Origin of the sequence: Paenibacillus sp. JGP012 (genome assembly GCF_014203995.1) — a bacterium.
Taxonomy (GTDB): domain Bacteria; phylum Bacillota; class Bacilli; order Paenibacillales; family Paenibacillaceae; genus Paenibacillus; species Paenibacillus silvae.
On the sequence record NZ_JACHKG010000022.1, the window covers coordinates 61,982 to 83,880 of the forward strand.

General features: G+C 48.1%; 18 protein-coding genes. 16 read left to right on the forward strand and 2 right to left on the reverse strand.

Annotated elements, in window-relative coordinates; genetic code table 11:
* Positions 1-241: 241 nt before the first annotated feature.
* Complete coding sequence (locus HNR77_RS22185) at positions 242-2,683, forward strand: glycoside hydrolase family 6 protein (RefSeq protein ID WP_184189279.1); 2,442 nt, start codon at positions 242-244, stop codon at positions 2,681-2,683.
* Positions 2,684-2,808: 125 nt separating this feature from the next.
* Here the strand turns inward: HNR77_RS22185 and HNR77_RS22190 are convergent, their stop codons facing one another.
* Positions 2,809-3,636, reverse strand: coding sequence for an HAD-IIB family hydrolase (locus HNR77_RS22190; RefSeq protein WP_184189281.1), 828 nt, complete (start codon positions 3,634-3,636; stop codon positions 2,809-2,811).
* 86 nt (positions 3,637-3,722) lie between these two features.
* On the opposite strand from HNR77_RS22190, the gene HNR77_RS22195 reads away from it, so the two are divergent.
* Positions 3,723-4,706: a LacI family DNA-binding transcriptional regulator gene (locus HNR77_RS22195; RefSeq protein WP_184189283.1), complete on the forward strand. Its 984-nt coding sequence runs from the start codon at positions 3,723-3,725 to the stop codon at positions 4,704-4,706.
* Between the two features lie 226 nt (positions 4,707-4,932).
* On the forward strand, positions 4,933-7,359 hold the full coding sequence (locus HNR77_RS22200; protein ID WP_184189285.1) for a rhamnogalacturonan lyase: 2,427 nt from the start codon (positions 4,933-4,935) through the stop codon (positions 7,357-7,359).
* A gap of 309 nt (positions 7,360-7,668) precedes the next feature.
* Here HNR77_RS22200 and HNR77_RS22205 read toward each other — a convergent pair whose 3' ends face one another.
* A complete protein-coding gene (locus HNR77_RS22205) occupies positions 7,669-8,292 on the reverse strand; it encodes a histidine phosphatase family protein (RefSeq protein ID WP_184189287.1) in 624 nt (207 codons plus the stop codon).
* Positions 8,293-8,448: 156 nt separating this feature from the next.
* Here HNR77_RS22205 and HNR77_RS22210 point away from each other — a divergent pair, with 156 nt between their 5' ends.
* The 13 genes from HNR77_RS22210 (at position 8,449) to HNR77_RS22270 (ending at position 21,701) form a co-directional block, all read left to right on the forward strand.
* Positions 8,449-9,063, forward strand: coding sequence for a Type 1 glutamine amidotransferase-like domain-containing protein (locus tag HNR77_RS22210; RefSeq protein ID WP_184189289.1), 615 nt, complete (start codon positions 8,449-8,451; stop codon positions 9,061-9,063).
* 74 nt (positions 9,064-9,137) lie between these two features.
* Positions 9,138-10,229, forward strand: coding sequence for an AraC family transcriptional regulator (locus HNR77_RS22215; protein ID WP_260410769.1), 1,092 nt, complete (start codon positions 9,138-9,140; stop codon positions 10,227-10,229).
* Positions 10,230-10,466: 237 nt separating this feature from the next.
* Positions 10,467-11,318, forward strand: a complete 852-nt coding sequence (licT, locus tag HNR77_RS22220) for a BglG family transcription antiterminator LicT (protein ID WP_184189291.1) — start codon at positions 10,467-10,469, stop codon at positions 11,316-11,318.
* 186 nt (positions 11,319-11,504) lie between these two features.
* Positions 11,505-13,403 carry a beta-glucoside-specific PTS transporter subunit IIABC gene (locus HNR77_RS22225; protein ID WP_184189295.1) on the forward strand — a complete coding sequence of 633 codons (1,899 nt, stop codon included), beginning with the start codon at positions 11,505-11,507 and terminating at the stop codon, positions 13,401-13,403.
* A 28-nt stretch (positions 13,404-13,431) separates the two neighbouring features.
* The gene (locus HNR77_RS22230; protein ID WP_184189297.1) at positions 13,432-14,196 is read left to right on the forward strand and encodes a carbohydrate deacetylase; all 765 of its coding nucleotides are present in this window, start codon (positions 13,432-13,434) and stop codon (positions 14,194-14,196) included.
* A 381-nt stretch (positions 14,197-14,577) separates the two neighbouring features.
* A complete protein-coding gene (melA, locus tag HNR77_RS22235; protein ID WP_184189300.1) occupies positions 14,578-16,083 on the forward strand; it encodes an alpha-glucosidase/alpha-galactosidase in 1,506 nt (501 codons plus the stop codon).
* A 203-nt stretch (positions 16,084-16,286) separates the two neighbouring features.
* Positions 16,287-16,646: a PadR family transcriptional regulator gene (locus HNR77_RS22240; RefSeq protein WP_184189303.1), complete on the forward strand. Its 360-nt coding sequence runs from the start codon at positions 16,287-16,289 to the stop codon at positions 16,644-16,646.
* Positions 16,643-17,347, forward strand: a complete 705-nt coding sequence (locus tag HNR77_RS22245) for a permease prefix domain 1-containing protein (protein ID WP_184189306.1) — start codon at positions 16,643-16,645, stop codon at positions 17,345-17,347. Before HNR77_RS22240 ends, HNR77_RS22245 begins: the two co-directional genes overlap by 4 nt.
* A complete protein-coding gene (locus tag HNR77_RS22250; protein ID WP_184189309.1) occupies positions 17,344-17,904 on the forward strand; it encodes a DUF4825 domain-containing protein in 561 nt (186 codons plus the stop codon). The genes HNR77_RS22245 and HNR77_RS22250 overlap by 4 nt, the downstream gene beginning before the upstream one ends.
* A gap of 127 nt (positions 17,905-18,031) precedes the next feature.
* Positions 18,032-18,802 (forward strand): amino acid ABC transporter substrate-binding protein, encoded by a 771-nt coding sequence (locus tag HNR77_RS22255; RefSeq protein ID WP_184189312.1) that lies wholly within the window; start codon positions 18,032-18,034, stop codon positions 18,800-18,802.
* Positions 18,803-18,983: 181 nt separating this feature from the next.
* Positions 18,984-19,643, forward strand: a complete 660-nt coding sequence (locus tag HNR77_RS22260; RefSeq protein WP_184189315.1) for an amino acid ABC transporter permease — start codon at positions 18,984-18,986, stop codon at positions 19,641-19,643.
* A gap of 33 nt (positions 19,644-19,676) precedes the next feature.
* A complete protein-coding gene (locus HNR77_RS22265) occupies positions 19,677-20,429 on the forward strand; it encodes an amino acid ABC transporter ATP-binding protein (RefSeq protein WP_184189318.1) in 753 nt (250 codons plus the stop codon).
* A gap of 936 nt (positions 20,430-21,365) precedes the next feature.
* Positions 21,366-21,701: a DUF4190 domain-containing protein gene (locus tag HNR77_RS22270; RefSeq protein WP_184189321.1), complete on the forward strand. Its 336-nt coding sequence runs from the start codon at positions 21,366-21,368 to the stop codon at positions 21,699-21,701.
* Positions 21,702-21,899: the final 198 nt, after the last annotated feature.

Genomic DNA, 21,899 nt, shown 5'->3' on the forward strand with positions numbered 1-21,899 from the left:
ACGTTGTACTCTAATGGCTCTGCACTCTCATGTTTTGACCCCCACACACTCACATAGCAATTGTACTGGATACCCTTGACGGATTGTTTATTTTGACTTTTGTACTCTATTTTTATTTTTCGTATGGAGGTGAAAGAGACACCCATAGGTTTGATGCTCTTTGTGCCATGCATCCTGCTTACACACAGAGGAACAGCGGACACGAGTCCAATTCAATCTTATATAAGGGAAAGGTGGAACTATGAAGACAACATTGAAGACAAAATCGAAAGGCAAGAAGTTGCTGCGTAAAGGTGTAAAACAAATGATGGCAGCTGCCTTGCTGGCAGCAGGAATCTTTCCGGGCATGTCTCCAGGCGTGACGCAGGCAGCTGAAGCGCATGTGAATAATCCTTTTGTCGGTGCAACGGCTTACCTCAATGAGGATTACTCTGCGCTTGTGGATACCTCCATTGCTCTCACCAGCGATGCCAAGCTGAAAGCACAGATGGAGACGGTAAAATCCTATCCAACAGCGGTATGGATTGACCGGATTGCTGCCATCTACGGCGGGGCCGAGAACGCTGGCCGCAAGAGCGTGGAAGAGCATCTTGATGCTGTGCTTGCCCAGAAGAAGCCAGGCGTGCCGATTACGGCGTCCTTCGTTATTTACAATTTACCGGGACGGGATTGTCACGCCCTCGCCTCGAACGGGGAGCTTCCTTTAACGCAGGCTGCATTGCAGACGTACAAAACGGATTATATTGACGTAATTGCCGATATTTTTGCCGATCCGAAATATCAGGACATCCGGATCATCGCCATTATTGAGCCGGATAGTCTGCCGAACCTGGTAACCAACCTCAGCACACCAGCTTGTGGTCAAGCCGCTTCAACTGGCATATATGAGGCTGGAATAAAGTATGCGCTGGACAAGCTGCACGCCATTCCGAATGTATACAACTACCTTGATATCGGTCACTCCGGTTGGCTCGGATGGGATAACAACCGCACAGGCGCGGTTGCGCTGTATACCGATGTGGTAGGCGGAACGTTGGGTGGATTGAGCAGTGCAGATGGCTTCATTACAAATACGGCCAATACAACACCGTTGTCCGAGCCGAACCTGTCCAACCCGGATCTGAATATTGGTGGACAACCAATCCGCTCGGCCAAGTTCTATGAATGGAATCCTTACTTTGACGAAACCGATTTTACAGCTAAGTTGTATGCTGATTTTGTACAGGCAGGATGGCCTGCCAGCACCGGCTTCCTCATTGATACCAGCCGTAACGGATGGGGCGGGGTGAATCGTCCTTCCACAGCTACGGGCAACAACATCAATGATTATGTGAACTCCGGTCGTGTCGATCGCCGGGAGCACCGGGGCAACTGGTGTAACGCTAGTGGAGCCGGTATCGGCGAAGCACCGAAGGCAGCTCCAGGACCTGCGCATCTGGATGCCTATGTATGGGTAAAACCACCGGGTGAATCCGATGGCTCCAGCTCCGAAATTCCGAACAATGAAGGTAAAGGCTTCGACCGGATGTGTGATCCAACGTATACAACGAAGGATGGCGTGCTCACAGGTGCACTGCCTAATGCACCGGTATCCGGTCATTGGTTCCATGATCAATTTGTACAGCTGGTGAAAAATTCCTTCCCTGTACTGCCTGAGAGCAGCGGAGGCAATCCTCCAGGTGGAAACACAGCTCCCGCAGCACCTGCTTCTGTAACAGCTGCTGCCGGTAATGCTCAAGTAACCTTGTCATGGGCAGCTTCATCAGGTGCTACAAGTTATACTGTGAAGCGTGCGCTGAGTGCCAGCGGCCCATTTGTGACGGTTGCAGCCAATGTTAGTGGAACAACTTACACCAATACGGGTCTGATCAACGGAACAACGTATTATTATGTTGTGACAGCCAGCAATGCAGCAGGTGAAAGTGTGAATTCGTCAGCTGTTATGGCAACACCAGCAGCAGGTGCAACGGCTCCGGCGGCACCAACGGCATTAACAGCAACACCTGGCAATGCACAGGTTAGTCTGTCGTGGACAGCTTCGGCCGGTGCAACCAGCTATAATGTGAAACGTGCGCTGAGCGCAGCAGGTCCGTTTGTGAATGTTGCCTCGAATGTGACTGCAACATCATATATCGATACTTCCCTGACAAATGGTACAACCTATTATTATGTGGTGAGTGCGGTGAACGCGGCTGGACAAAGTGCCAATTCGGCTGCTGTGTCTGCAACCCCGGCAGGTGTCGTTGCTCCGACAAGTGATCTGGTACTGCAGTACCGTGCAGGAGATAGCAATGCAACGGACAACCAGATCAAACCGTTCTTCAACATCAAAAACCTGGGCAGCACCGCAGTTGATCTCAGTGATCTGAAAATTCGTTATTATTTCTCCAAAGAAGGCACAGCGGCACTGGATTCTGCGATTGACTGGGCCGTTGTTGGCGGGGCCAACATCGTTCGTACCTTTGGAGACGGATATGTGGAGCTGAGCTTTACTTCCGGCGCGGGTAGCATTCCTGCTGGCGGGCAGTCGGGTGACATCCAGCTTCGCATCTACAAAACAGACTGGTCCAACTTTGACGAGAGCAATGACTACTCCTATGATCCTACCAAAACATCCTATCAGGATTGGGACAAAGTTACGCTCTATCAAGGTGGCAGCCTTGTATGGGGAATTGAACCGTAATATATCCATCGTTGTTAATGCCTGGTCATTAAGCAAGGATAAACAATCCGCTGTTAACCATAAGTACCGCCGCCTTCTCCTTCTGGAAAAGCGGCGGTACTTTATGTTTTCTGGCTGCGAATTTGTTACCCCTGAAAGAACTGTCTGCATACATGTAAAATTCCTTTAGCGTAGGGATAAGGGGCGATGGATGTATGGCATGATTTTGCTTCGGCTGTGGCATTCTGGAGAAGATAACCGTGAGCTGCCGTCTGGAGCATTTCAATATCATTCCCGCTGTCACCAAAGGCAAGTGTATTAGAGGGGGGGACCAGATTATACTGCATCAGGAATTGAACCGCTGCTTTTTTTCCCGTTCCTGCCGGGATAAAATCGACGTCATAGGCACCCGCGGGGTCGCCTGCTTTGGGATTGCATTGATTGATGTTGATTCCAATTCCTGAACGGGCAGCCAGATGTTTAATTACAGGCAGATCATATTGGGTTTTGACTGTGGATTCTGCATAATAGTAATAGTTCATTTTATATCCGGATTGCCCAAATTGTGTTTGTTCATGGAGAACAATATTGTAGATTTGTTTCAATTCTGCGATCAGGTCTTCGACCTCTCCGCGAGAATATCCGGAGCTTTGAATCTTTTGCTGCCAGGAAGGGACTGCAGTCCATGTTCCATCTGAAGAGAGCTCCCACAGATCTGTACCCAGATTGCTCGCAATAAAATGGGGGAGATGTGTCATGCCGGCCATTTTCATTTTATTCTGAATCTGCTTCATACTGCTTCCGGTAATCCAGGCTGTTTTTATTTGATGGCTTAATGTCAATGTCTTCAAATATTGTTCCAGTTCGTATACGCTCTCCAGCTGTTCCGGCAAACATTCATGAGGGTAATACGTTTCGTCAAAATCAAACAATATCAGATATTGGGTCTTAACCGGGATGTGTATCGTTTCCATCTGTGTTATACCTCCTAAGGTTAGTTACCTGTATCTTAGAGGCTGGGAACGTTCCCAGGTCAATTCTTTATGACGAGGTGTTTTTGTTGCCAACCATTATTGATATATCACGTGCAAGCGGTCTGTCCAAATCAACCGTATCCCGGGTATTGAACAATCATCCGCATGTCTCCGATGAAAGCAGGGAAAAGGTGAAGGAGGCTGTCCGAAAGCTGGGATATGTCCGCAACACACACGGGGTGCAGCTTCGCCTTCAGGCGAGCCGTCACATCGGCGTGCTTGTCCCGGATGTGGAGCATCCCTTTTTCAGTCAGCTCGTGAGTGAGTTAAGTCGTTCTTTAGGGTCCAGAGGATACCGGGTTGTCATCTATCAAACCGAGTCATCCCAAACGCTTGAACGTGAAGTATATGCCCGCTTGCTGCACCGAGAGATGGATGCGGTCATTATTGCTCACTCACAGTACACCGAAAAAGAAATTAAAGAGTTTATAGGCCCAGGCGTGGGCATTATCTGCAATGAAGCTATGGAAGGCGAGCTGCTGGATGTCTTTCGCTTGGATGAGCAGGATGCAGTGTACCAGGCGGCTGCCTATTTGCTCTCCAGAGGGCATCGTCAACTGTTGTTTGGTATGGATCATGAGACACGGCTGCAGGAGAAAAGATGGTGCGGGTTTCAACAGGCCCATCAAGAAGCAGGACTACCCTGCTCAAGCTCCCAGTGCCATTCGGGATTGGTCACGATGCAGGACGGGTATGCGTGGGGGGGACAATTATTTGCCTCGTCAGCATGGCCGGATGGAATCATAACGGGCAGTGACTACGTAGCGGCGGGTTTATTGAAGGCAGCTCAGAAGTATCGGATATCCATTCCGGAGCAGGTGTCTGTGATCGGTTTTGATGATCATCCTGTAAGTCGGATGACCAATCCGGAATTGACCACATTGCCTAACCGTATCCCGGATATGGTCAGGGATGTTACGGAATGCCTGATTCAAAGGCTGGGAGGTTTGCAGTCTGACCCTGTTGTGCAAACGTATAAAACATCCCTGATTATTCGTGAGTCCGGATGATTCCGATGATCTCTACGCTTGGATATACACTGATAATTAATTATTTTAGACGGATATTTGCCTATGGTCAGAAGATGAAGCTGTCTATAATAGTACCGGGTGGGCAGCAATGCGTGCACTGGAATCCATTTTGAAAGAATGGAAGAAGGAGCGGGCAGCGCTGCCTGGAAAAACGTCCTTCATTTATGTAAGCGCAAACATCAAGTCCAAAGGAGCGTGAAGGCAGATGAATTCAAAAACAGCTGCACCGGTACATCAAAGATCGGCTTCAGGAGTGCAATCCAGACGTGGAGGAATAGGGGAGTTGTGTTCGCCAGTTGCGGCCAAGGTGCTCTTATCTGTACTCAGTGTAGCCCTGATTTTTGGCGGGATTGCCGGAGCGGAGGCTTCACCGTCCCAAGGAAACGGGGCAATGGAACCGGAGAAACTTGTCAAAGACAAAGGAGGCAGCCAGGTGAAAGGCATTCAACTCGAAAAGCTGAATCGCGGGCTGGTAGCGGCATCGACATCCGAAGGTGTTTTCCTGAGCTGGAGATTGCTTGGGGACGAGGCGACGGGTCACAGCGACAAGGGACTGACAGGCACGGATTTTAACGTTTATCGGGATGGCAGGAAGATTGCTACGGTTACAGATAGCACAAACTATGTGGACGGCACAGGCACGACAGCTTCTCGTTATGAAGTTGCAGCGGTCAACAGCAAAGGCAAAGAAAGCAAACGCAGTGCATCCGTCAAACCCTGGGCAAACGGGTACATGGATATTCCTTTGCAGAAGCCGGCTGATGGGGTAACACCTGCGGGTGAAGCATACACCTATTCAGCGAATGATATGAGCGTGGGGGACGTGGACGGAGACGGGCAGTATGAATTTTTCGTAAAATGGGACCCCTCCAACGCCAAGGACGTATCGCAAAAAGGCTACACAGGCAACACTTACGTAGACTGTTACACGCTGGACGGACAACTGCTGTACCGGATCGACCTCGGGGTTAACATTCGTTCGGGAGCGCATTACACCCAGATGCTGGTTTATGATTTTGACGGAGATGGCAAAGCCGAGCTGATGTTCAAGACCGCGCCGGGCACACAGATCATCAAATACAACAAAAAGGGCAAACCAATCTCACAGAAGTACATTACACTGCCGAAGGAAGACCGTAAGGCAGGAGTGACCAACGAGGACGATTATCGACTTAGTGCTGAGGGGTACTATGATCATGTTGTGGATATGTTCAGGGACTGGCATAAGCATGAGGAGGTCGTTAAAGGTAACTGGCCTGCAACGCTGGAAGAGGCATTTGGCATCGAGAAAACGTATAACTATCCTCTATCCCGGCAGGATGCGGAGAGTCTGGCAGACTACTTTATTGATGTGTACGCACCGCAACGGAGCGCTCGCAATGAGCTGCGGCAGTTTGAAGGTTTTATTGTAGATGGCCCGGAATACATTACCGTGTTTGAAGGCAAGTCGGGAAAAGAACTGCAAACGGTCCCGTACGAGCCGGAACGTCATGATGACGGCCTGATGTGGGGCGATTATGCTATGGCGCGCATTGAGCCAGCGAACCGGGTAGACCGCTTCCTGGCAGGGGTTGCGTACCTGGATGGCAAGAAACCGTCTGCGATTTTTGCACGGGGATATTATACCCGCTCCACCCTGGTTGCCTACAACTGGGATGGGAAAAAGCTAAAGAAGGAATGGATGGTGGATAGCGGCTGGACACCGATGAAAAATCCATTTAACGATGGGCCGCATGGAGTAGATGGCACAGACCCGCAGTATGGTTCAATTACAACACAAGGCGCACACTATTTCAGTGTGGCGGACGTGGACGGTGACGGCAAACACGAGATTATCTACGGCTCGGCCACGATCGACCATGATGGAAGCGTGTTGTATAGCTCCACCGATGTGATGCCGCCTCAGAGTGCCGCACCGGGAACGATTGCCCGTCTGGGGCACGGTGATGCACTGCATGTTGCAGATATCGACCCGGATCGCCCGGGGCTTGAGATTTTTATGGTGCATGAGGGTGGACCTTGGGCGCCGTATGGATACTCTCTGCGTGATGCAAAGACGGGCGAAGTAATCTATGGTGGATACACGGGTAAAGACACGGGACGAGGCATGGTCGGAGATGTTGATCCAACCCGGCGCGGACTGGAAACATGGGCCGTAGGATTATGGACAGCACAGGGTGAAAAAATAAGCGATCAGGCGCCCGGAACCAACATGAGCATTCGCTGGGCTGCCGACATGACAACCCAGATCGTAGACGGTTCTATCGATGTCACCCCTTCGATTAAGGACTGGAAACGCGGCACGCTGCTGACTGCGACAGGCACGTTGACAAATAATCATACGAAAGGCACGCCATCACTGGTGGCAGATGTCTTCGGGGACTGGCGAGAAGAGATGCTGGTTCGTACAGCGGACAGCTCAGCCATCCGCATCTATCTGAGCACGGAGAAGACTGACCGCAAGCTGTATACGCTGATGCATGATGCGATGTACCGCGTAGGCATTGCCGGACAGAATAGCGGGTATAACCAGCCATCTTATCCGTCCTTCTATATGGCATCTGATATCGACTGGTCGAAAGTGACACTGCCTCATTACTACACTCCGGGGAAAGGGAAAGGGGATAAGTAGCATAGGGAGCGAAATTAGTAAAGTTAGCTATATTAACAAAAGTAGCATAAGTAGGATCAGGATTCACTTTTATTAATGAATAGTTCATTATAACAGATAAAGCTCTGGATATGCCTGTGCACGATGATGCAGGCATACTCCAGAGCTTTTGTTCTGTAATGTTGGGAAGGTTTATTGCCGCACATATCGTTGGACGTGCAAAATCAGTAAGAGTAAAGCTCACCGCTCACTACTCACTACTCACTGCTTGTTGTATTACTTGTGCTTCAAACCCTTCTGTTCATCTGTGACCTGCCTCAACACCTGAGGTTATCCCTCCGTGCGTTGTATCAAGTGGTCTGCTGAAGCAAAAGACTCCAGTATAAATTGTCCATCCGAATAAATCAGCTTGGTGATGGAGCATTCGGGAATCAAACGTTTTTGCTCAACCAGGAAATTGGGATGCCAGCCATTCAGCTCCTGCTCCGAGAAGCTTTGCACCAGAAAATCGGTGATCAGTCCGCCATGCGTAGCCAGTACGATGTGGCTGCCCGCCGGCTCCTGTGCGGCTAATTCATCCAGAAGCGAGGCGAGGCGCTTGCCTGCTTGTTTGGCGGAATCACCAACATGCGGAATAAATTCGGGGTCTGCTGTACATTGGTCCCACAGGGCTACGAACTGTTCAAAGGTTTGCTCAGGATCATCACCCCAATTGGCACGCTCACGCAACCGTGCATCCTCCGTTACTGCAGCTTGGGTAAGGGAAGCAATGGCCTGGGCCGTTTCTTGTGCCCGTCGGAGCGGACTTGCCACGATACGATGCACAGGATATGAAGCGTTTGCAAAGTATTGGGCAGTTAAATGGGCTTGGTGGCTGCCTTCGGTGGTAAGCGGTACATCACCTACATCACTTTTTTTGATACCGTGCCTGACCAGATAAAAGGTTGTACTCATCCATGGATTCTCCTTTACGAATTTGAAATGTCCTGAAATGGTTAATCATCTTGCTCCACTTCCATAGAAGCTGTGATAATGCATAATGGAATCCTGTTTTCAAAGGGTTATAATGAAATCATATCATGAAATCGAAATGGCCGGAGGTTGAAGAAAGTGAAAAAATTGTTTTTATCGGCTTCGTTTGAGGAGACAGCAAGCTTGTTGCATACACTGGAGGAGGAGCTCGCTGGCAGAAGAGTTACATTTATCCCTACAGCTGCTGCCACGGAGTCCTATGACGCTTACGTACATGCGGGTAGAGAAGCTTTGGAGAAATGGGGACTTATCGTAGAGGATCTGGACGTATCAACTGCAACACCGGAAGAAGTGACTAGCAAGCTGCAGCAGAGCGATCTGATCTATGTATCGGGCGGCAACACCTTTTTTCTGTTACAGGAGCTTCGTCGAAGTGGAGCAGATTTGTTAATCCAGTCCCATATTCAAGAGGGGAAAATGTATATCGGAGAGTCGGCGGGTTCCATCATCTTGGCTCCAGATATTGCGTATGTGAAGGCTATGGATGACTGCGCCGCAGCGCCGGACCTGTCCGATTACCGCGGGCTGAATTCGGTTGATTTTTATCCTTTGCCGCATGTGGGCTGCTTCCCGTTTGTTGAATCGGCGGCACAAGTCATTGCAGAATATGAGTCCACCCTGCCACTTGTTCCGATTACGAATGCGCAGGTCATTGTCGTGAATGGAGAGCAGCATCGAATCGTTGAAGTTTAACGTCAGTCTCTTGAGGTGTATTCCAAAATAAAGGCTGCTGTACTCCATACAGCAGGTATAGGGAGGTGTACAGGATGGAGATGCATCCGGCTCGCTGCTGGACGGGCAGTCTTTTTCAGGAACAACTCAGAACAGAGGATTGTGGACCGCGTTTTTTCGCGTACTATTACAAGCAGTGGGAGAATTACCAGATGTCCTATCACACTCATGATTCTACGGAGATTATGTACATCATGGCAGGCATGTGCCGGGTGGATGTGATGATGAAGGACGGAAGCTCGGAACAGGCTGTGCTGAAAAAAGGACAATTCATCCTGCTGGATGCAGGGGTTCCCCATCGGCTGCTGGTGCAGGACGGCGTACCGTGCCGTATGCTGAATGTGGAATTTGGCTTTGTCCGTCTGGCCCCTGGACAGCCCTCCATCCGGCAGCTCGCGTTTGAAGAGGAGGAGCTGCACAACTTGCTTACCTGTGCCGTTCCTTATCTTGTGCTGCCTGACCCGGAAGATGTGTATCACACGATGAAAAGCCTGGTGCTGGAGCTGGACCAGCGAGGTCTCATGGAGCAAAGACAGGAGCGCAGGGAGCGCAAGCAGGGACAAGGGCCACCCCAAGGTTGGGAGGCTTCAGAGGCTTCAGGGAGTGAGGCTGTTCGAATGGGCGTTATTCCCGCTGAAGAGCGCATAATTCATCGTGAGGCAAGAAATCTGACATCCCCGGAGCAGGGCACGCTGGTCCGCTCGTTATTTATGCAATTGCTCGTTCGGATCGCCAGACTGCGAGGAGAGATGGAACGGAGTGCACTGGATCATACAGAGCTGTATGTGAAACGTACGATTGAATTCATGCATCACAATATGGATCGCGGCATTCAGGTGAAGGACATGGCCGTTGCAGTTAATTTACATCCGGGATATTTGCACCGCATTTTCCGTAACTATACCCGGCAGACCCCTACGGAGTATCTAACGATGCTGCGGATGGAGAAGGCCAAGATGCTGCTTCAGCAGACGAATATTCCGATCTCCGAAATTTCGGACTACGTTGGTGTAGGAAGCCGGCAATATTTTCACATGCTTTTCAAAAAATATACGGGCAGCACACCTGTTCAATATCGGAGTTCCATAGAGCGCACTCAGTGGAACTACCCTGATGATTCAAGGTAAGGAACGGATTGATGGGCTGGTAGAAACTAAATGTTGAATTGAAAGGGTATTCATGATATCCTTTGTTCAAAGCAACGGATTTGACAATTGTGTAGCATTTAATATCATAATATATTGAGGATTGTGACTGTTCGGCAGGCGATACCTAAATTGTTCGTAGTAGACATGAATTGTACATGTTGCTGCTTCAATTTAGGTTTTTTTTATGCAGCTATGGATGAGATGGGGGTGATGCAGATGAAGATCAGGAAAATCTTTAACAATAACGTAATTTTATTGACGGACGATAACGGGAACGAAATGATTGTGATGGGAAAAGGGATCGGATACAACAAACATAACAGTGATGTGATTGATTTTTCGCAAGTGGAGAAAAAGTTTGTCGTTGAAAAAGCGATGTCTGACAAATTGATGAGTCTGATTGGGGAGATCCCAACCGAACATCTGGAGTTATCCAATGAAATTATTGAATATGCCGAACAACAGCTTGCTCTTAAATTCAGTGACAACATCTACATCACGCTAACGGATCATATCAGCTTCGCACTCAGAAGGTTTCCTGAAGGCATCATTGTAAAGAATGCTTTGTTATGGGAGATCAAAAAATTCTATGCAGCCGAATACGAGGTTGCGCTGAATGCATTGCACATTATTGAACAGAAAACAGGCATCAAGCTGCCAGAGGATGAAGCGGGCTCCATTGCCCTTCATTTTGTCAATGCACAGCAGCGTGGGCAGGATATGAAACAAACCTATCAGATGACAAAGATTGTTAACGATCTGGCGAACATCGTCAAATATCACTTCGGAATCAAACTGGACGAAAGCTCGATTAATTACAGCCGTTTCCTCACACACTTGCGATATTTTGCGTACAGAATTTTGCATGATGAGTTGATACCGGAAGAAAGAGATTCGTTATATGATCATGTGAAGGACAAGTACCCCGAATCATATGCATGCGCGAGAAAGATTAGAAACTATCTGGAGATTAACTACGAGAAGAAAACAACGAATGAAGAAATGGTGTATTTCATGATCCATATTCATCGGGTCACCAATCGTGAGCATGATCTTGCGGATGAATGAACGGTTTTCATACAAATTTTATATAAAGGGATTGTGACTGTTCGGCAGGCGAAACCTGAATTGAGGCTTGTATATTGACTAAGGTCAGTAGACGAGCTTCAGTTCAGGTTTTTATTTTGTCATCGTAGATGATGATGGAGTAAGACGTGAATTGTAGTGATATAACAACAGTATGGGGGGAGCAACATGGATCATCTCAAATTGGCTCAAAACATTGTAGACCGCGTTGGAGGAAGGGAGAACATTCAATCGCTGACTCACTGCGCTACCCGTTTAAGATTTGTCTTGAACGATAACCGGAAGGCCGATGCAAAGACGTTGGAAAACACGGCGGGCATCCTGAAGGTCGTTGAAAGCGGCGGCCAGTTTCAGGTTGTTGTAGGCAATGACGTGTCCGAGGTGTACAAACATATCGTTGCGGAAGGGGAATTCGACGGAGCAGGGGCTGCTGCTGGCTCTGAACAAGAAAAGAAGAGCATCCGTTCAGCCATCTTTGGCCTGATATCAGGAAGTCTGACGCCATTAATCCCGGTATTTGCCGGAGCTGGTCTGGTCAAGGCTCTGTTAATTGTCCTCGAAAGAGCGGGCTGGATTGCTGTAGATAGTGGAACATATGCCATATTGGCTGCGGCAGGCAACTCAATCTTTTATTTTCTGCCCATCCTGCTCGGCATCACGATTGCCAGAGTTCTGAATGTGAATTCTTATGTGGCGGCAGCGATCGGAGCTGCGTTAATGGAACCGAATTTTACAGCATTGACAGCAGCAGGCAGTACTACTCATTTTCTAGGGATTCCCGTATCGTTAATGAATTACGCTTCATCGGTCTTTCCGATGTTCATCGCCGTTAGTATCTATGCGGTTCTGGAGAAGTTTCTGAAAAAAATCATGCATAAAAATGTACAGCTGTTCGCGGTTCCATTCTTCTCCCTTGTCATTATGGTCCCGCTCACAGCGATGCTGATTGGTCCATTCGGTCAATATGTAGGCCAGTGGATTGGGGATATCGTTAATTTCCTCATTAACAGTAATTCTGTTATCGCCGGGATTATTCTGGGGGGAACCTGGTCCTTTCTTGTGCTGTTTGGATTACACTGGGCGACAGTGCCTATTATTATGGGGAATCTGAGTGCAGGGGGAGATCTCATCGCACCTCTTGCGGGGACATCGGTAGCGGCTTCTATGGGAATCGGTCTCGGGGTATTCCTAAAAACGAAGGATAAGGACCTCAAGGCTTTAAGCGGTTCATCATTCATTTCTGCCATCCTGTCGGGTGTTACTGAACCTATTCTGTATGGGATCATTCTGCGTTATCGCAAAACACTCATTTATTTGGTAGCCGCTGGAGCCATCGGAGGCGGTCTGATGGGTTATCTCGGCGTGAAGCTGATTGTATTCAATTTTTTCCTTAATGTGTTCACACTGCCGGCACAGAGTCCAATGCTGTTCTACATCATTGGTGTATTAACGGCTATTGCTGGCGGAGCCTTATGTGTTGTGCTGTTTGGTTATGAGAGTAAGAAGACGGATCAGGCGGCTGAAAATAAAAATAAGCAGTTGTTGAGTGTTGAATCATCTACGGGAAAAATGGAACAAAACGCAGCAGGCATCAACACGAACACAGTGATGGAATGCTTGATTACGAGCCCACTCGAAGGTACGGTTATTTCACTCCATGAAGTGGAGGACGTGGTGTTTTCCTCGGAGTCGATGGGGAAAGGCATAGCCATCATTCCGTCCAAAGGTCAGCTGCTATCTCCGGTAGACGGGGTCGTTTCGGTTACGATGAAAAGTGCACATGCCATCGCAGTCACCTCCGATGAAGGGGTTGAAATTCTCATGCATATCGGCATAGATACGGTGAGATTAAAAGGGCAGCATTTTACACAAAAGGTTCAGCAAGGTGATCGGGTCCGTAAAGGCGAGGTGCTGATTGAGTTTGATATGGATCGTATCCAGCACGAAGGCTTTAAGCTGACAACCCCGATTGTGGTAACCAATTCCGATCATTTCCGTGTCATCTCACCGCTGCTGTCAGAAGGCAAGATTGCTGTAAAAGAGGAACTATTAGCTGTTCGATCCTAAGAAGTAAACAGAAAAGGGGAGGAGCAAGATGAGGCTGATTGTCAATGCAGACGATTATGGGATCACCATGAAAGTCAGCGAAGGTATCATTGTGGGGATGAAACAAGGTCTGATTACGGATACCTCAGCCCTGGTGAATTCGGTACATTTTGAGCGAAGTAGTGCCATGGCCCTTGAAGCGGGCATCACAGCTATGGGCGTGCATTTGAACCTGACGTTCATGACCCCTGTGCTGGAAGCTTCGGCTGTTCAGAGTATCGTCAACGAATCGGGGCATTTCTATCGAAAACCTGGACTTATCCCTACGTCCTATAATCCCGGGGAGGTCAGAGCGGAGCTGAAGGCGCAGATTGAGAAGTTTCTGGCTTCCGGATTAAGGTTGAATCATCTGGACACGCATCATGGTGTGAGTGTAAAAGATGCGCAAATGCTTGATTTGATCATAGAGCTGGCTCGGGAATATAACGTTCCCATGAGAAGAGATGATATCATATCTCCCGAGTTGGAAGGAAGGCTTGCGGATGCAGGTATTCGGTCCACAGATATGTTATGTGGTGATCCGGCTATGCCTTTTCTTCAGGAAGCCTGGTTCCGTGGTGTGTTGGAACAGTATAAAGATACCGATTGTATTGTTGAAATTGCTGGACATCCAGGATATGCGGATGAGGAACTACGCAGTATTTCATCACTGGTAGATGAGCGTGAGCACGATCTCGCTTTATTGATGAATCCGGCACTGCGACAGTATGTGAGAGATCAAGGTATTCAACTCATCAGCTACAGCCAGCTGTAGAAGAGTCAGGTCCATTTATATAAGTTAGACTATTCATTTACACGTGAACGAGGAGGACAGAAAAAAACTGAAAAAGCGAAGCGGTCGCCTTTATCACCGGATTTTCCCTTTAGAAAAGGGAATCGAAAAAATCTGGGGATAACAGCGATTGGAAGTTTGTTCTGTCATCGGAGTGGATTGTGTAAATTCTTTAGTTCAACTTATATAGCTAGTAATAGAAGATGTAAAAGTATAAGCGTATATAAGTTAGAATTTTTGACACCTTGCTTGCGAACATGTCATGATTTTGATAACGCTCTCTATCGCCCCGTTGCTACAATGAACCCATGAAGCAAGCCATTAACCGAAGCCGCAAGGTTCGGATTACGGGAGGACATGTGCATGTCGTTTAAAGTGGCGTTTATTGGAGCGGGCAGTATTGGATTTACTCGTGGACTGCTGCGGGATTTACTTACTGTACCGGAGTTTAATAACATCGAGATCGCCTTCTGTGATATTAATCAGCATAATCTGGACATGGTAACGGAACTGTGTCAGCGTGACATTCGGGAGAATGGACTGAATATTCAGATTCAGCCGACAACAGACCGGAGAGAAGCGCTCAAAGACGCAAAGTATGTGTTATGTACCATTCGTGTGGGCGGGCTGGAGGCTTTTGCAACCGATGTAGATATTCCGCTGAAATATGGTGTCGATCAGTGTGTGGGTGACACGTTATGTGCAGGCGGCATTATGTACGGACAGCGCGGTATTGCCGAGATGCTCGAAATATGCAAGGACATTGGAGAGCAGAGTGCGCCGGATGTACTGCTACTAAACTACTCTAATCCGATGGCGATGCTGACATGGGCCTGCAATAAATACGGTGGTGTGCGGACGATCGGGCTCTGTCACGGGGTACAGCATGGTCACCATCAGATTGCAGAAGTATACGGGTTGAAAAAAAGTGAAGTCGATATCGTATGTGCAGGCATCAATCATCAAACGTGGTATATTCAGGCGTCGCATAAAGGCAGGGACCTTACGGGCGACTTGCTTGAAGCGTTTGAGAAGCACCCGGAGTACAGCCGTACCGAGAAGGTGCGGATCGATATGCTGCGCCGCTTCGGTTATTACAGCACGGAATCCAATGGACATCTGAGCGAATATGTGCCATGGTATCGGAAACGCCCGGAGGAAATCAACGACTGGATTGATCTCGGGAGCTGGATTAACGGGGAGACAGGCGGTTATTTGCGAGTCTGTACGGAGGGACGCAACTGGTTTGAAACCGATTTTCCAAACTGGCTGAAGGATGAGCCGATGCAATATATAGCGGAAAAACGTGGTGAAGAACATGGCTCGTACATTATTGAAGGGCTGGAGACAGGGCGTGTGTACCGCGGTCATTTCAATACGGTAAACAATGGCGTGATCTCCAACCTGCCGGATGATGCCATTATTGAAGCACCGGGTTATGTGGACCGCAATGGCATCTCGATGCCGCATGTGGGTGATCTGCCGCTGGGGCCGGCAGCCGTGTGTAATGTGAGCATTTCGGTTCAGCGCCTTGCGGTTGAAGCGGCAGTACGTGGAGACGACAAGCTGCTGCGACAGGCATTTATGATGGACCCGCTGGTCGGTGCGGTCTGCAATCCGAAGGAAATCTGGCAGATGGTCGATGAGATGCTGGTAGCGCAGGCGCAGTGGCTGCCGCAATACGGTGAAGCCATCACGGCTGCTGAAGCGAGACTTGCAGCGGGCAATCTTCTTCCAACCAAGGCATACGAAGGAGCCGCACGTCTGAAGGTCAAAACGGTGGAAGAGATGCAGCAGGACCGGGACGCCGCGAACAAAAACGCGGGGGAATCGGACAAAGGCAAGGATCGCGAGAAGGTTCAGCAATAGTTTACAATAGGAATCAGACTGGCAACCCAAACGATGATCATTAAGGTGAAATTTAATTAGATGATTACAAGGGACGAAACAGCAATGGAGCTGCTTCGTCTTTTTTTATACAGCACAAGGCATATTACCTTTACAGACATAGTAATATGTCTTATGCTATACATATAAATGAAGGTAAGAAGGAAAGTCGGTGAAACCCACATATGGATATACAATTAATCAACAGTGATCTGATTCGAGGAAATATCGATCCGATCATATTGAGCGTGCTGATTCCAGCGGATAACTACGGATACGGCATTATTAAGGAAATTTATCGCAAAAGCGGAGAGAAGTTTGAACTCAAGGAACCTACGCTGTATTCCAGCTTGAAACGACTGGAGAAAGGTGAATACGTGCAGGCTTACTGGGGAGAAGAGACGCAAGGCGGCAGAAGAAAATATTACCGCATCACAAGCCAGGGGCGTGAAGCTTATCAAATGCAGGTGCAGGCCTGGCATGCAGCCAAAACATTAATCGATTGCATGATTGCAATGGGTGAACAGGGAGATGACCAAAGATGAGAATGGAAACACGGATTGATCGGCATCTGGATCGTTTGTTCGCAGGCACCCGGAATACGATCGAGCATCAGGAGCTGAAGGAAGAGATTCGCAGCAATCTGACAGCACGCATAGAAGATTATCTATCAGAGGGCATGAGTGAGGAGCAGGCGTTTCAGACAGCCATTCAGCATATCTCGGGCGTGGAGGAGTTGATGGGTGAATATCTAAGTGTAGAACGTGTTCCGTATTGGACTACATTATGGCAATCCGCGCTAATGTATAGTCTTGTAGCCTGGATTGTAACCATTCCTATGCGAGTGATGGTGGCAGGTGCGGCTCTGAACAATTTACTCCTGATCGTGAGTTTGGTCGTGGGGGCAGGTTATGTATTTTATTTAATCAGCAATAGGGGAAATGGAGAGAACGAATCTTCTCTGGGTCAAAAAACAACACGTATCCGTATGCCGCTAATGAAGAAGTGGCAGCGCAGAGTGTGGTGGCTGTGGGCAGGATTTGTGCTTGCGCTGTGGGGGACGCAGGCGGCGTTGCGATTCGGAAGCAATATCTGGTTTGACCGACCGATTGAGGTGGAAGGACCTTACCAGCTGGCTGTTATTCTGATTGCTTTTGCCGTACCACTGCTTAGCATTATGGTTCCTTTAATCGTAAACCGGGCATACCGGATTGTTAGCAAATATGAAGTGAGTGATAACGTATGAAGTCGAGAAACGTATGGATTGTCTGCCTTTTGGTGATAGGATTAATCAGTTTGATTGTGGTGGAGGGCTTTGTTAATCCGAGGCTTGCAGCAGATCAGAGCAGGTATGAAGAGCAGCAGAAGCATCCACTGACGCATGATTTTACTGCCGTGACTAAATATCAAAATGCCTATATGGGCAATTTCTCGAATCTTAGCCATTTGAACCAGAGTCTGCCGATGCATGAGCGTTTGGACGGCTATCAGCTGTTCCCGGAGACGTTCACAGCTCAAATCAATTACAGCATGAACACAGATGAAATGAACAAAGTGGAGCTTGAACGGGTACTTGTGTATAACGCGGTTGCGAATTTCGTCCTGATTGATAATCTGGAGCAGGTCGCCTATCAATTCAAGGATACACGGATTGTACTTGACCGTAAGCGGGCTGAGCAGTGGGCTGGAATGGAGCTAAAAGCTTTGCAAAAGCCGGAGCAATGGGATTCGGTTGTTCGCCAGAAGCTGGTGGAACCGGCGCAGGTGCAGGCTGCATTTTCACAAATCGTTTACAAATATTAGGAATACATCGCTGAAAAATGGGCAAGATGCTCGACTCTTCTCTCATGCTATGTTATTATAAGGCTCTGATAACGTGGTAACGAACTAAAGCATTTGGCTTGGTCATAGACATGGAGGGGTACGAAAGATGAGAAAAAAAGCGATTTTATTATTATTTATCAGCATATGTATGGTCATTATGGCGGGCTGTTCGAGCTCTGCAAGCAAGGACGATGACACGATTATTGTCGGTATTGACGATAAATTTGCACCTATGGGATTCCGGGATGAGCAGAATGAAATTGTAGGCTTTGATATTGACTATGCCCGTGCTGCTGCCGAGAAAATGGGGAAAAAGGTGACGTTCCAGCCGATCGACTGGTCTTCCAAAGAGTCGGAGCTGAACAGCGGACGAATTGATATGATCTGGAACGGATATACCATTACGGATGAGCGCAAAGAGAAGGTGCTATTCACCAAGCCTTATCTGGAGAACAGTCAGGTTGCAATTACACTCGCGGACTCTCCGATCACGAAGCTGGATGAGCTGGATGGCAAAAATGTAGGCTTACAAGCACTGTCCTCAGCGGCAGATGCGCTTGCGGCAAGTCCTTTGAAGGACAAGGTCAAAGCCTCCGAGTTCAAGGATAACGTGCTTGCCCTTACAGATCTGAAGACGAAACGTCTGGATGCCGTGATCATTGACGAAGTGGTTGCAAGATATTATATGTCCAAAGAAGAAGGCACCTTCAAGCTGCTGGATGAATCACTTGCCCCTGAGCAGTACGGCATCGGGATCAAAAAAGGCAATGAAGAGCTTCTGAACCAGCTGCAGAAGGCGCTGGATGAGCTGAATGCAGATGGCCAAGCCGCTGAAATCTCCAAAAAGTGGCTTGGTGAAGACAAGGTTCTGAAGTAATCTGACGCGATAAAGCATTTGCATTCGGGATGAGATCAGACAGGTCCGTTGACCTGACATATAACGATGTGGGGCGTTCTCTTATTATAGAGAGCACTCACGAAAATGATGACCCCGTATTCCACGCTGGAGCAATATGCTTCCGAGGAGTGCGGGGTTAACAGATTAGAGGAGACTTCATATGAGTTGGGATTATATATCGACCATTTTAAAACCGATGCTTGAGGGTGCTCAGACGACCATTTTTATGTTTCTGGTGGCGATCATTCTCTCGGTTCCACTTGGCTTCATGGTTACGTTAGCGATGAGAAGCAGGTTCAAGCCTTTGGCATGGATCGCGCATACGTATGTGTATGTGATGCGTGGGACACCGCTGCTGCTGCAAATTTTGTTTTTCTGCTTTGGCCTGCCGCTCCTTCCTGTCATCGGAGAATATCTGGTGTTCGATCGGGTTGTGGCAGCGGGAATTGCTTTTGTGCTAAACTATGCGGCCTATTTTGCCGAGATTTTCCGAGGCGGGCTGTTGTCGATTGACAAAGGTCAACATGAAGCCGCGAAGGTGCTTGGATTAACGAAGTGGCAGACGATGGTCAAAGTCATTATCCCGCAGATGATTCGTGTCGTACTTCCTGCAACAGCAAACGAAGCGATTACATTGGTTAAAGATACGGCATTATTGTATGCAGTGGCTGTACCTGAGTTGCTCTATTACGCGCAAGCCGCAGTGAATCGGGATTTGCAGTTGATCCCATTTTTCGTGGCAGCCATCATGTATCTGCTTATGACCCTGGTGCTCACTTTGCTGTTCAAGACTCTGGAGAAACGCTTCTCCCATGAATAAATCCAATCTGATTAATCAAAGGACTGTCTGCATATGACATATAGTATAGAAGTTAAACAGTTGAAAAAATCATTTGGCACTCTGGATGTGCTCAAACAGGTGTCTTTTGACGTGGCGCCAGGCGAAGTTATTGCGGTAATTGGTCCTTCGGGTTCGGGGAAAAGTACGATGCTGCGCAGCCTGATCCACCTGGAGGATATTACAGGCGGTACGATTCGTATTCAGAATCAGACACTCGTGGACGATGGACGGTATGCGGGTGTTGGCGAGATTCGGAAGATTACGGATCGGATGGGCATGGTGTTCCAGCATTTTAACTTGTTCCCGCATCTGACTGTACTGGCGAATCTGGAACTTGCACCGAAGACGCTGAAAAAGGAAAATAGCAAAGCCATTCGCACCCGCAGCATGGAGCTGCTTGCGAAAGTTGGGCTGTCGGACAAGGCCGATGCGTATCCGGCTAACCTGTCCGGCGGACAGAAGCAGCGCGTGGCGATTGCCCGTGCCCTGATGATGCAGCCCGACATCCTGCTCTTCGATGAGCCGACCTCGGCCCTTGACCCGGAATTGACCGGCGAAGTGCTGCGTGTCATCAAACAGCTGGCGCAGGAGAACATGACAATGATGATCGTGACGCATGAGATGAGCTTTGCTCGTGATGTCGCGGACCGTGTCTTCTTTATGGACAATGGCGAAATTGCGGAGCAAGGTCCGCCAGAACAAATCTTTGGCGCTCCGAAACTCGCCCGCACACAAACCTTCCTCCAACGGGTGGATGTGGATTAGCAGGGTGAAAACTGTGCGAGTGCCACGCTCCTATGAAAGATGTAGCTAATTAAAAAGTAGATCGAAGGAAAACACGTAACGAATGCATATGATATGCTTTGATTACGTGTTTTTTGTTGTCGCATTTTACAATGGAGATCTTGGATTGAATTGAAAGACATACCAAGCTGCCTATGAACTAACCTATCGCATTGAACTGCACCTGACACGCTAACGATCTCACGGAGCCTTATTGGCTTCCTAAGCAGTGTTTGTAAATCTAACGATTCCCAGGAGCGCTATTTAGACTGAAATGACCAAAAAGTAGCTGAAATCGCAGTATTTAGAGTAAATAAGGTTTGTGGGAATCGTTAGAATTTTAAATCGGCTAAAAAGAGCAAAATAGCGTCTGTAGGAATCGTTACAACTTTCGGTACTCATATGTGCTGCTTAAACTGACTGGCTGTGACGAAATTTATGGATCAATTAGTGGCGTAGCGTCTAATTTTGTGACATGCGTCCACTTCTGTGTGTAGCGTCCAGTTTTTTTCCAAAAGTTCAGTTTGTGTTGCACCTGGGCAGGTAGCTGAGGAGAGCGGTTCATTTTACGACACTCATGATGAAGCTCAGCAATATCAGCAGTGAAAGTTAACACAATAGGGTGTGTCTGGAGATGCTGCAGGAAGCTGATGCTGAAGAATTCTTTGCTATCTATGGTATGCCTTTCGTTCCAAGCCAGAAAGTTCCCGCAGTTATGTCGGAGCGCGTTAATGGAAAGTGACGCAGCAGCGGGAGAAAAGGCGTTTCAAAATGCGCTTCAGTGGTATTCAAGACACGACCTGGTTATTGTAGCGTCCGAAGGATCATATTTTTTTGAAAAAAACCATAAAATGGAAAGGTATATTCCCGCTTATCGTTTATAATGTGAGAATACAACAATAACAGGGAGGATTTACCTTGAATCAACAAAATTACAAAAGTGCTGATCGTTACTATGATGACAGCTTCGCGCCAACACCTTATGCACCACCGCCAAAAACAAACTCGAAGTCGATTGTGTCGCTGGTTTTGGGCATCTTGTCAATTACGATTCCATACATTGGATTTCTAATCGGGATTGTGGCTATTATTTTTGCATCCATATCCTTCAAGGAAATTCGTATGCGCATGGAGCAGGGGAAAGGATTAGCCGTTGCAGGACTTGTGTGTGGTATTATCGGTACAGCTTTCTATGCGATTATTATTGTGATTTTATTGGCCGTGTTCCTTTTTGCGAGCTATTCTACATACTAGGTATTCAGGTATTGAGAGCATGACGACGGGTTAGCACAATCTAATTAGAGAGCAAGTCCAGTAGAGGGCGGATTAGCCTACAAGCTTCTTGAAAGAAAGCCTTATCCGAAAGCAAAGGATTGTTACTAGAGCTAGCGTTAGAAATCTCAAAGCCCATGATCAGTAAAAGGCATATCCTTCACGTCACACTTGCTACAC

Excerpts from the sequence above, each read along its gene's own strand:
- HNR77_RS22185 (WP_184189279.1), top strand. The coding sequence starts at position 242 with ATGAAGACAACATTGAAGACAAAATCGAAAGGCAAGAAGTTGCTGCGT.
- HNR77_RS22190 (WP_184189281.1), bottom strand. The coding sequence starts at position 3,636 with ATGGAAACGATACACATCCCGGTTAAGACCCAATATCTGATATTGTTT.
- HNR77_RS22200 (WP_184189285.1), top strand. The coding sequence starts at position 4,933 with ATGAATTCAAAAACAGCTGCACCGGTACATCAAAGATCGGCTTCAGGA.
- HNR77_RS22205 (WP_184189287.1), bottom strand. The coding sequence starts at position 8,292 with ATGAGTACAACCTTTTATCTGGTCAGGCACGGTATCAAAAAAAGTGAT.
- HNR77_RS22215 (WP_260410769.1), top strand. The coding sequence starts at position 9,138 with ATGGAGATGCATCCGGCTCGCTGCTGGACGGGCAGTCTTTTTCAGGAA.
- licT (WP_184189291.1), top strand. The coding sequence starts at position 10,467 with ATGAAGATCAGGAAAATCTTTAACAATAACGTAATTTTATTGACGGAC.
- HNR77_RS22225 (WP_184189295.1), top strand. The coding sequence starts at position 11,505 with ATGGATCATCTCAAATTGGCTCAAAACATTGTAGACCGCGTTGGAGGA.
- HNR77_RS22230 (WP_184189297.1), top strand. The coding sequence starts at position 13,432 with ATGAGGCTGATTGTCAATGCAGACGATTATGGGATCACCATGAAAGTC.
- melA (WP_184189300.1), top strand. The coding sequence starts at position 14,578 with ATGTCGTTTAAAGTGGCGTTTATTGGAGCGGGCAGTATTGGATTTACT.
- HNR77_RS22240 (WP_184189303.1), top strand. The coding sequence starts at position 16,287 with ATGGATATACAATTAATCAACAGTGATCTGATTCGAGGAAATATCGAT.
- HNR77_RS22245 (WP_184189306.1), top strand. The coding sequence starts at position 16,643 with ATGAGAATGGAAACACGGATTGATCGGCATCTGGATCGTTTGTTCGCA.
- HNR77_RS22250 (WP_184189309.1), top strand. The coding sequence starts at position 17,344 with ATGAAGTCGAGAAACGTATGGATTGTCTGCCTTTTGGTGATAGGATTA.
- HNR77_RS22255 (WP_184189312.1), top strand. The coding sequence starts at position 18,032 with ATGAGAAAAAAAGCGATTTTATTATTATTTATCAGCATATGTATGGTC.
- HNR77_RS22260 (WP_184189315.1), top strand. The coding sequence starts at position 18,984 with ATGAGTTGGGATTATATATCGACCATTTTAAAACCGATGCTTGAGGGT.
- HNR77_RS22265 (WP_184189318.1), top strand. The coding sequence starts at position 19,677 with ATGACATATAGTATAGAAGTTAAACAGTTGAAAAAATCATTTGGCACT.